We start from the raw sequence: 11020 nt of genomic DNA on the forward strand, positions 1-11020 counted from the left end.
GGCAAGAAGTCCACGAAGTCGCGGGCCGCGAGCAGCGCTTCGATATCATCATCGAACGCAACATCGGCGACCCCCGACTTCGTGGTATGCGTCACGGCACCCCCGAGTTCCTCCTGCGAGACCACTTCGTTAGTGACGGTCTTCACGACATCGGGGCCGGTGACGAACATATAGCTGCTATCCTTCACCATGAAGATGAAGTCGGTCATGGCGGGGCTGTATACGGCGCCGCCAGCGCATGGCCCCATGATCAGGCTGAGCTGCGGCACGACGCCGCTGGCAAGCACATTGCGCTGGAACACTTCGGCATAGCCGCCCAGCGAGGCAACGCCTTCCTGGATGCGCGCGCCACCCGAATCGTTGATGCCGATGACGGGCGCGCCGACCTTCATCGCCATGTCCATGATCTTGCAGATTTTCTGCGCGTGCCGTTCGGACAGCGATCCGCCGAACACGGTGAAATCCTGGCTGAACACGAACACCAACCGGCCGTTGATCGTGCCCGAACCGGTGACCACGCCATCGCCGGGAATGATCTGGTCCGCCATGCCGAAATCGACGCAATTATGCTCGACATACATGTCGAGTTCCTCGAACGATCCCTGGTCGAGCAGCACGTTCAGCCGCTCGCGCGCGGTCAGCTTGCCCTTGGCGTGCTGCGCCGCGATCCGCTTCTCGCCCCCACCCAATCGTGCCGCTGCACGCTTTGCTTCCAGGCGATCGACGATCGTTTCCATAGGGCTCCCCAGACGACGGTTAGCCCCCTTTCCAAGGATTCGCGCGAAACGCAACCGTGATGCAGTTCAGACCTTCACCACACCCATATCGATCAGGCTGCGCGCGCTGTCTGCGATCGTGTCGGCAGCAGGGCGCGGCACCCAGCCGAGCACATCGCGGGCGTGATCGGATGGAGTGATCCGTTGTTTGCCGAGTTCGCCCGTCACCATCCGGATCGTGGGGTCGAACAGAGCGCTCAACTGCAGCAGGAAATCGGGCAGGCCCCGCGTCGGCACCTTGCGCGCCTCATTCCCCAGCCGGTCGCGGAGCACAGCGGCGACGTCCTTCATCATCATGAACGGGCCAGAGGCAATGAAGCGTTCGCCATCGATGCCCTCGGCGGTAAGCGCGCGGACATGGAGATCGGCGACATCGCGCACATCGACCACGCCAAAGCCGAAATTGGGCAGACCGGGCAGCGATCCGGAGAGCAGCCGCGTGATGATCTGGACCGAGCTCGAAAAATCGGCGCTGAGCACGGGGCCGAGGACCGCGGCGGGATTGACCGAGACATACTCCATCGCACCGCCTTCCGCCGCCATCCAATCGCGCGCGGCGCGTTCGGCGATCGTTTTCGACTTGGCATAAGCATGGACCTGCGGGCCGTTCACATCGGTCCACACCGCCTCAGTATAGGTGCCGATCTTCTTGCCATGGCCATAAGCGATGGCAGCGACTGACGAGGTCATCACCACGCGCTTCACCCCTGCCGCCTTGGCAAAGCGCAGCGCGCGCAGCGCGCCTTCACGCGCTGGTACGATCAGATCGTCTTCATGTTTCACCGCCCCATTCGGCAGTGGCGACGCGACATGGACGACATGGCTGCACCCGGCAACCGCCTCTGCCCAGCCCGCATCGCTCAGCAGATCGGCGGCGAAGAAATTGAGCTTGTCGGCGGGCACCGCCAGCGCTTTACGCACCTCGGCCTCTCTGGCCAGCGAGCGGATCGTGGTGTTGACGGTCCAGCCTTCCGCCACCAGCTGCCGGATCACAAAGCCGCCAATATAGCCGCTGCCGCCGGTTACCAGAACCTGTCCGCTCATTGCCATTCTCCCGATCGTCTACAGAACAGTTTTATATCGAAACTGAAATGAAGCCAAGCGGTTTGGCTTGGCCTAAGCCACGCGCTGCGCCACTATTGCGGGTGCAGGAGATCAGGATGACCGAAACGCTCTATCCCGTGCCCGACGCCTGGGCGAAGTCCGCGCGACTCGATGCGACTGGCTATGACCGGCTTTATGGCCGCTCGATCGCCGATCCCGGCAGCTTCTGGCTCGAACAGGCGCGACGGCTCGATTGGATCAAGCGGCCCGAGATTGCGGGCGACTGGTCGTTCGACGAGAAGGATTTTCACATCCAATGGTTTGCCGACGGCAAGCTCAACGTTGCCGCTAATTGCATCGACCGGCATCTGGGCAAGCGCGGGGATCAGATCGCGCTGATCTGGGAACCCGACGCGCCCGAAGAGGAGCCGCGCCGCTTCACCTACCGCCAGCTTCATGCCGAGGTCTGCCGCTTCGCGAATGTGCTTAAAGGCCAGGGCGCGACCAAGGGCGATCGCGTCACCATCTATATGCCGATGATCCCCGAAGCCGCCTTCGCCATCCTGGCCTGCGCGCGGATCGGTGCGATCCATTCGGTGGTATTTGGGGGCTTTTCACCCGAAGCATTGGCCGGGCGGATCACCGATTGCGACAGCGCCTTTGTTGTCACCGCCGATGAAGGGCGGCGCGGCGGCAAGAAAATCCCGCTCAAAGCCAATGTCGACGCCGCCGCAGCCCGCGCGCAGGCGCTGCAAAAGGTGATCGTAGTGCGCGCCACCGGCGGCGACGTGACGATGCACCCCGGCCGCGACATCTGGTATCACGACGCCGCCGCCACCGCCTCGACCGATTGCCCGGCGGAAGTGATGAGCGCGGAAGATCCGCTGTTCATCCTCTACACCAGCGGATCGACGGGCCAGCCCAAGGGTGTGCTGCATACATCCGGCGGCTATCTGCTCTGGGCGAGCCTGACGCACGAACTGTGCTTTGATTACCGACCGGGCAATGTCTGGTGGTGTGCCGCCGATATCGGTTGGGTCACCGGGCACAGCTACATCCTCTACGGTCCGCTCGCCAATGGCGCGACGACGTTGATGTATGAAGGGCTACCCAATTGGCCCGATGCCAGCCGCATCTGGCAGATCGTCGACCGGCACAAGGTTCACACCATCTTCACCGCCCCGACGGCACTACGCGCGCTGATGAAGGATGGCGACAGCTTCGTCACCGCCACCAGCCGCGCGTCGCTAAAACTGCTCGGCACCGTCGGCGAACCGATCAATCCTGAGGCGTGGCGCTGGTATCATGAGGTGGTGGGCGACAGCCGCTGCCCGATTATCGATACCTGGTGGCAGACCGAAACCGGCGGCGCGATGATCGCCCCCCTGCCGGGCGCCACCGCGCTGAAACCCGGCAGCGCCACCCAGCCCCTGCCCGGCGTCGATCCACAATTGGTCGATACCGAGGGACAAGTGTTGACCGGTACGAGCGAGGGCAACCTCGTCATCGCGCGTAGCTGGCCGGGGCAGATGCGGACGGTGTGGAATGATCATAACCGCTTCTTCCAGACCTATTTCACCACCTATCCCGGCAAATATTTCACCGGCGATGGCTGCCGCCGCGACGCCGATGGCTATTACTGGATCACCGGGCGCGTCGATGATGTGATCAATGTCAGCGGCCACCGGATGGGCACGGCAGAGGTCGAATCGGCGCTGGTGCTCCACCCCAAGGTCGCCGAAGCTGCGGTGGTCGGCATGCCGCACGACATCAAGGGCCAGGGCATTTACGCCTATGTCACGCTCAACGCCGGGGAGAGCGGGGATGACGCGCTGCGCACCGAGCTACGCAATTGGGTGCGCACCGAAATCGGCCCGATCGCGACGCCCGACGCTTTGCAGTTCGCGCCGGGCCTGCCCAAAACCCGTTCGGGCAAGATCATGCGGCGCATATTGCGCAAGATTGCCGAGGGGGACGTAACGGCGCTGGGCGATACCAGCACACTGGCCGATCCGACGGTGGTGGACGATTTGGTGGCGAACCGGGTGATGTAAGGGACGTCTTACATTTTTCGCTTGCGGGTGCCGACTCTCACCGCTATATCTGAGCAATACACTATAAGAGAGGTCCTCATGCAGCTTCATCGTTATGCCCGCCTAGCGGCGGCCACTGCCATCATCGCTCTGGCCATGCCGGCTTTGTCGAAAGATGCGCCCACCGCACCGCGCTATGGCAGCTTCGGCGTCGATCTGTCGGCCAAGGACGCCGCCGCTAAGGCCGGTGACGATTTCTGGACCTTCGCCAATGGTGGCTGGGACAAGCGCACCGAAATTCCGGCCGATAAGGGCGCGGTTGGCTATGGCAACGTCCTGACCGACGAAGCCGAAGCCAATGTGCGGAAGATCCTGGACGATATGGCTGCCAACCCCGCAAAATATGGCGCGACTGGCAAGCAGGTCGGCGATTTCTACGGCACCTGGATGGACGAGGCAGCGATCGAGGCCAAGGGTGGCGAGCCGCTAAAGCCCTATCTCGCCAAGATTGCGGCGGTGAAGGACCTGACCGATCTGCAGACGCTGTTCGCGACCGTTGGCTATCAATCCCCGGTCGGCATCGGCATCATCCCCGACCTCGCCGATCCGACACGCTACACCGCCGCCACCGGCCAGGGTGGGCTGGGCATGCCCCGCGATTATTACCTGCTCGAAGGCGAAAAGTATGACGGCTATCGCAAGGCCTATCGTGCTTATATCCAGAAAATGCAGGAACTGGCCGGCATCGCCAATGCCAGCGCCAAAGCCGATGCGATCATGGCGCTCGAAACCGCGCTCGCCAAAGAACATTGGACGCCCGAGCAGAGCCGCAACATCATGGCACTGAACGATCCGCAGGATCTGGCCGGGCTCGAGAAAAAGGCCCCCGAATGGGATTGGGCCTTGATGCTGAAGGTTTCGGGGCTCGACAGCGCGCCGAAGATCCTGTTCGCGAACAACACCGCGATCACGGCGATGGGCAAGATTCTGGTCGCGACCCCGCTGCAGACCTGGAAGGATTACATGGCCTTCCATTTTGTGAGCAGCAACGCGGGCTATCTGTCAAAGACGTTCGATACTGCCCGGTTCGATTTCTATTCGAAGACGCTGTCGGGCGTGCAAACCCAGCGTGACCGGTGGAAGCGTGGCGTTCAGCTTGCCAATGGCGCCTTGGGTGAAGCCGTTGGCCAGCTTTATGTCGACCGGTATTTCCCGCAAACGGCCAAGGCCAAGATGACCGAGCTGATCGAGAATCTGCGCGGTTCCTATCAGGATCGCATCAGCAAGTCTGCATGGATGGACGAGCCAACCCGCAAGGCGGCGCTCGTCAAGCTTGCCGCGTTCGAACCCCGGATCGGCCACCCCGACAAATATATCGATTATTCGAGCTTCAAGGTTGTTCGCGGCGACATGCTGGGCAACGTCATGCGATCGGGTGAGTTCGAGCATGCGCTTGAGCTTGAACGCTTCAAGAAGCCCGTCGATCGCACCCTGTGGGGCATGACGCCGCAGACGGTGAACGCTTATTATAATCCACTGGCCAACCAGATCACCTTCCCGGCGGCGATCCTGCAGCCGCCCTATTTCGATCCCAATGCCGATCCGGCGGTGAACTATGGCGCGATCGGCGCAATCATCGGCCATGAAATGGGCCATGGCTTCGACGATCAGGGCAGCCAGTTCGGCCCGACCGGCAAGTTCGAAAATTGGTGGGCGCCTGAAGCCAAAAAGGCGTTTGCCGAACGGACCGCAGCGCTGGCTGCGCAATATGACGCCTATGAAGGTCTGCCCGGCACCAAGGTCAACGGCAAGCTGACACTGGGCGAAAATATCGGCGATCTCGGTGGGGTTGAGGCCGCCTATGGCGCATACCAGCGCTATCAGGCGAAGAACGGCAAGGCCCCGGTGATCGACGGGCTGACCGGCGATCAGCGCTTCTTCCTGGCCTATGCGCAGGCGTGGCAGTCCAAGCTTCGCGAAGGCGCGGCACGGGCGCGCCTGCTGACCGATCCGCACAGCCCGCCTTACTTCCGCGTCAACGGCATCGTCCGCAATGTCGATGCCTGGTATGCTGCGTTCGACATCAAGCCCGACAACAAACTGTACCTGCCGCCCGAAAAGCGCGTCCACATCTGGTAAAGACACCCGCATTCGCCCATGCTGCGCTCATAAGAAATGGAGAGGCAGCATGGGCGAAATGCAAATCAAGCCGCTGGCCGCGCAGTGCGGCGCGGAAGTCACTGGCGTCGATGTGCGGGCGATCAGCGACAACGACCTCACGGCAATCCGCCAGGCGCTCGCCGACACTGGCGTCGTTATGTTGCGCGACCAGCAGCTAACCCCTGAAGATCACATCGCCTTTGCGCGCCGCTGGGGTGAGATCGACGTCAACAACTATTTCCCCGCGAACGGCGGCTATCCCGAGATCGCCGAAGTGCGCAAAGCCGAGACGCAATTCGTCAATATCGGCGGCGGCTGGCACACCGACCATAGCTATGATCCTGTCCCCGCGATGGGATCAATCCTTGTCGCCCGCGAACTGCCGCCGACGGGGGGCGATACGCTGTTTACAAGCCTGGGTGCTGCCTATGACGCGCTGTCAGATGGGCTGAAGGCGACGCTGGCTGGCCTGCGCGCCGTGCACAGTGCCGATCACATCTATGGCCATGACGGCATCTACGCCAAGACCGACCAGGCCGCCGACCTGAAGGGCCACGACATCCGCGCCAACGCGGTCCACCCCGCGGTGATCCGCCACCCGGTGAGCGGTCGCAAGATCCTCTACGTCAATCCGGCCTTCACGCTCCATTTCGAAGGCTGGACCCGCGAGGAAAGCCAGCCGCTGCTGCAATATCTCTACTCGGTCGCGATGCGGGAGGAATTCCAGTGCCGATTGCAATGGCAGCCGGGATCAGTGGCGGTGTGGGACAATCGATCGACCTGGCATTTCGCGGTGAATGATTACCACGGCCACAAGCGGCTGATGCACCGGATCACGATTTCCGGCGTGGCGTTGAACTGAATCGCGCTGAGCGATGCAGTTCGCCGGAGAGCGATTCCGTCAAGGCAATCCAAGCAAAGCCCCGCCCCTCACCCGCGCACGGTCTGGGGGCGCTTGCTCCAGCCGGGCGGTGGCGCGTGATGCAACCGGGCTTCGGGGATCGCCGCGCGGATCTTTGCGGCGAAACTGCGCAGGCACACTTCGCTCCGCCCGATCGGGCCGACGGTGAAGCTTTTCGACGCCATGCCGGCCTGCACGCGGGTGATCAGCCAGGTGTCTTCGGCGTTCACGTGCCGATTGATCCGATCATTGGCATAGCGCACCAGCTTCATTTCGCGGCGGTCATCGGGCAGCGCAAAGGCCATCATCCGCAGCACCGATTGCGTCGGGCTGATCGGCAGCCACTGCATGAAATCGACTTGATCGGGATAGATATCAAAAGCGATATTGGGCCACAGCTTATAATAGAGCCATAGCCGCTGATTGGCCTCGGGCAGATGATCAGCATGCGGCAAATGAGTCTGGTAGAAGCGTTCCCACGGATCAACCGACGGCTTGTCGACCAGATAGCCCGACATCTTGTCGACATAGGGTTCAGCGGCGATCGCATAGCTTTTGCCGAACAGCCGGGTCAGCCCCGGATGCGCAACCGGGATGTGCAGATTGTCCGAATAATTATCGCCGATATTCTTCCAGTTGACCGCGCGCGGCCGCACATAGGCGGGCGTGATCGTGCGCAAATCCGCGAAGCGATACGGTTCGATCTCCTGCTCATAGGGCGCCATCATTGCCGCCACGGATGGTCCGCCATCATCGTCCAGCCGGACAAAAACAAAGCCGCGCCAGATTTCTAGGCCGACCGGGCTCAGCCCCTGGCTGGCTTTGTCGAGCATCGGATAATCGCGGCTTTCAGGGACGCCGGTCAGCCGCCCGTCAAGCTCATAAGCCCAGGCATGATAGCGGCAGATGATCTTCTTGGCGCAGCCGCCCGTCCCATCCAGCAGCCGCATCGCACGGTGGCGGCAGACATTGGTAAAGCCGCGCACAACGCCGTCTTCGCCGCGCACGACGATGACGCTTTCGCCAACATAATCGATCGATCGCCAGTCTCCCGTGCGGGCGAGATCGCTTTCGTGGCAGACGATCTGCCAGGACGGGCGAATGACGGCGGCCATTTCCGCATCAAAGAAATCGGGGTCGTTATAGGTCCAGCCGGGCAAGCCCCAATCGGCATCGGGATCGCTGGCGACAAGGCCTGCGGCGGATGGCATCTGATCGTACATCGGGCTGCTCCGGTGGCAAGTTGCAGGCAGGGGCGCGTGCAGGGGCGCGGGAATGCGCGTAACGCTACCAGCTTGGCTTGCCCGGTCAATCGGCGCGGAGCCCGCCGCGCCCGGAATTTCAGGGACGCCAGCGGGCGAGGAAACATCCCCGCCCGCTGGCCCGTGGGTTAGAACTTGGCCGAAACCTGGAAGCCATAGAAGCGCGGCTCGCCCGGAATGAAAGTCGGAATGCCAAAGGCGCCGCCCGTGTTGCCCGCATCGAGCAGATAGCGCTCATTGCTGGCATTGCGAACGAAGCCGGCAATCTCGAAACGATTATTGTCAAAGCTGACGCCGGCGCGGGCATTATAGAGCGTGACGCCCGCCTGCGAAATCAGCGGGTTGTTGGGCAATTCGAAGAAGATCTGGCTGCGATAGGTCATGGTCGGGGTAGCAAAGACCCGAATGCCGCCCCCCAACGGTGCATCAATGGTGAAGCCAGCGGCCGTCTGGATTTCCGGCTGCAGGCGGAAACGCGCACCGGCAAAGGCCGGCGAAAAGGCGCTGTCGCGGCTGATCCCGCCATTGATATAGCCGATATTGCCGAAGATGTTCAGCCAGGGCGCAACCCGCCAATTGGCTTCTGCCTCCACGCCAAAGTTATTCGCATTGCCTGCGCTCTGCGTCAGCGTGGTACCGTTGGGCTGGACCACACTCACCTGGAAATCGGTGTAGTTTTGATAATAGACGCCGAGCGATCCGGAGACGGGGCCAATCTTACCCTTGATGCCGCCTTCATAATTCCAGACATTTTCTTCAGCCACGGGCGTGAGCGCGGCCACTGGCCCGGTTGCGGTTGCCCGCGCGCCAAGCTGGACCGTCGGCGAGCGGCGGCCTTTGGAGATCGTGGCGAACACATTGATGTTATCGCTGACCCGGTACAGCGCATTGAAGCGGGGCAGCACGGCCGAAAAGCTGTCCTGTACGAAAAAAGTCTGGCCAGCAGTATCGACCTGACCAGGGATCAGCGAGGCGAGCGCCGGGTTCAATCGCGAACGCGGCACCGTGGCGAAAAAGCCTGATCTGCGCTGTTCGATCAATACACGGGCACCCGCCGTCAGTTCCAATCGCGGTGTTGCCAGCCAGGTAACATCGCCGAACAGCGAATAGGTGTCGTTCTTGCCGATATTGCCGAACACCGATTGGTACAGCGTCAGCGGTCCGGCTTCAGCGGGAACGGTGCCATTGGGCAAAACGCAATTGGGCCGCGTCGCCGCAACCGCACAGGTGAAATAGGTCGCCTCGTTGCTGGAGAACGGCACCACCTGCTGGCTGTCTTCACGGAAGAAATTCCCGCCAAATGCTGCGCGGAAATGATCGTCCTTATAGGCAAAGCGCGATTCGTGATTGAACTGATAGCCGAACGCATTTTCGGCGAATTCCAGGAAGAAGGCACGCGAACCGTCTGCGTCGAAAATCTCCAGACTGTCGAAGCGGCGATAGCCATTGACGGTCGTGAAGGTCCAGCCAGGCGCGAAATCATAGGCGACAGTCAGATTCGCGTCATAGACGTCACGCGTCAGGCCCAGATTCGGCGCGCCGAGCACGGCGGCGGAAACCGGCGACCCGGAAAGATTGGCCGCCCCAAAGGGATTGGCCCGGCCAGCCTCGGTCGGGAGAGTACCCGAGATGAAGGGCGTGCCGCCATTACGCTGGCGATCATAGGTGCCGATCAAATCGACGGTCAGCGCATCGACAGGCGTGTAGCGCAGCGAGGCGCGCAGCCCGAGCTGATCCTGCGAATAGAGCCGGTTCGGCTGCCGAGCCGACAGATTGGTCACATAGCCGTCGCGATTTTTATATTCACCCGCCAGGCGGAGCGCGATCGTGTCATTGCCGGCATTGACGAAACCCGAAACGAGATACGCGTCAAAATTGCCATAGCCGCCAGTCAACTGAGCCGAAAAACCGGGCTTCGGTCGCGCTGAAACGATGCTGATCGCACCAACCGCAGAGGCGGTGCCGAACAATGTTGCCTGCGGACCCTTGATCACTTCGATCCGGTCGACGTCATAAATCGCCTGATAGGACCCGCGCGAGCGCGAGATATCGACACCGTTATAGTAGAGCGTCACGCGGGGGGCTTGCTGGGCTGAGCCGCTGTCTGACGTGATGCCGCGAATGACGATGCCGGGATTGTTCGCGCTTTGCTCCTGGATGTTCAGGCCGGGCACGAAATTTGAAAGCTCGTCCAGATCAGAAACGCCAAGTTCGCGCAGCCGCGCACCGCTATTGACCGAGATGGTGATCGGCACGTCAACCGCGCGCTGTTCGATCTTCTGGGCAGTGACGAGGATGTCGGGATCGCTTGCTCCGGCTTCGTTCGTCGTCAGTTCCTGCGACTCGGTTGATTGCGCATGGGCGGCAGTGGCGGCGAAGGAAGTGGACAGGAGCAGCGCTGCGGTAAGCGAACGATAGGATGTCATGAAATGTCCCCGTGGTGGAGCCAAACCCCTGGAGGAGGACTGTGAATGCTGCGCTGCAATATGAGGGCAGATGCATGACGATGCGGGGTCAGTTTTAATCGAAAGCAATGCTGGGCGCGCCGCCCGACGCGCTAAGCGACTTGTCTCAAACGCTTCATCTGATTATCAAAGCCGTGCGTCAGGTTCCCCGAGAGGGGAATAATAGGGAACGCGGAAGCAGGGAATCGCCCTGTATGCCGCGGCTGTCCCCGCAACTGTGACCGGTGAGCGGTCGCCCTGAAATGCCACTGGATATGCAAATATCCGGGAAGGCGGGGCGATTGCTGTGACCCGGGAGCCAGGAGACCTGCCTGTCGCAGTCGGTCCTTTGCGCGGACGGGGTGTTCAGCGTGATCGAGGGTCTTTCCTCGCGTGACGA

At 61.7% G+C, this 11020-nt stretch carries 7 protein-coding genes and 1 riboswitch; of the genes, 3 read left to right on the forward strand and 4 right to left on the reverse strand.

Features of this window, described 5'->3' with window-relative positions:
* Both B7Y43_RS18430 and B7Y43_RS18435 read right to left on the reverse strand, forming a co-directional pair.
* Nucleotides 1-737, reverse strand: a 737-nt coding sequence (locus B7Y43_RS18430; protein WP_374133141.1) for an acyl-CoA carboxylase subunit beta, incomplete at its 3' end; no start/stop codon positions are given.
* A gap of 66 nt (nt 738-803) precedes the next feature.
* Nucleotides 804-1820, reverse strand: a complete 1017-nt coding sequence (locus B7Y43_RS18435) for an aldehyde reductase (protein ID WP_374133142.1) — start codon at nt 1818-1820, stop codon at nt 804-806.
* A gap of 116 nt (nt 1821-1936) precedes the next feature.
* Between B7Y43_RS18435 and acs the strand changes: the two genes are divergently transcribed.
* From acs to B7Y43_RS18450, 3 genes are all read left to right on the forward strand, one after another.
* On the forward strand, nt 1937-3874 hold the full coding sequence (gene acs, locus B7Y43_RS18440) for an acetate--CoA ligase (RefSeq protein WP_374133143.1): 1938 nt from the start codon (nt 1937-1939) through the stop codon (nt 3872-3874).
* Nucleotides 3875-3952: 78 nt separating this feature from the next.
* The gene (locus tag B7Y43_RS18445; protein WP_374133144.1) at nt 3953-5992 is read left to right on the forward strand and encodes a M13 family metallopeptidase; all 2040 of its coding nucleotides are present in this window, start codon (nt 3953-3955) and stop codon (nt 5990-5992) included.
* Nucleotides 5993-6041: 49 nt separating this feature from the next.
* Nucleotides 6042-6875: a TauD/TfdA dioxygenase family protein gene (locus B7Y43_RS18450; RefSeq protein ID WP_374133145.1), complete on the forward strand. Its 834-nt coding sequence runs from the start codon at nt 6042-6044 to the stop codon at nt 6873-6875.
* 68 nt (nt 6876-6943) lie between these two features.
* Here B7Y43_RS18450 and B7Y43_RS18455 read toward each other — a convergent pair whose 3' ends face one another.
* Both B7Y43_RS18455 and B7Y43_RS18460 read right to left on the reverse strand, forming a co-directional pair.
* Nucleotides 6944-8137, reverse strand: a complete 1194-nt coding sequence (locus B7Y43_RS18455; protein WP_374133146.1) for an aromatic ring-hydroxylating dioxygenase subunit alpha — start codon at nt 8135-8137, stop codon at nt 6944-6946.
* 167 nt (nt 8138-8304) lie between these two features.
* Nucleotides 8305-10602, reverse strand: a complete 2298-nt coding sequence (locus tag B7Y43_RS18460; protein ID WP_374133147.1) for a TonB-dependent receptor — start codon at nt 10600-10602, stop codon at nt 8305-8307.
* Between the two features lie 163 nt (nt 10603-10765).
* Nucleotides 10766-10971: riboswitch (cobalamin riboswitch) on the forward strand.
* Nucleotides 10972-11020: the final 49 nt, after the last annotated feature.

It is taken from the genome of Sphingomonas sp. 28-62-20 (assembly GCF_002281505.1).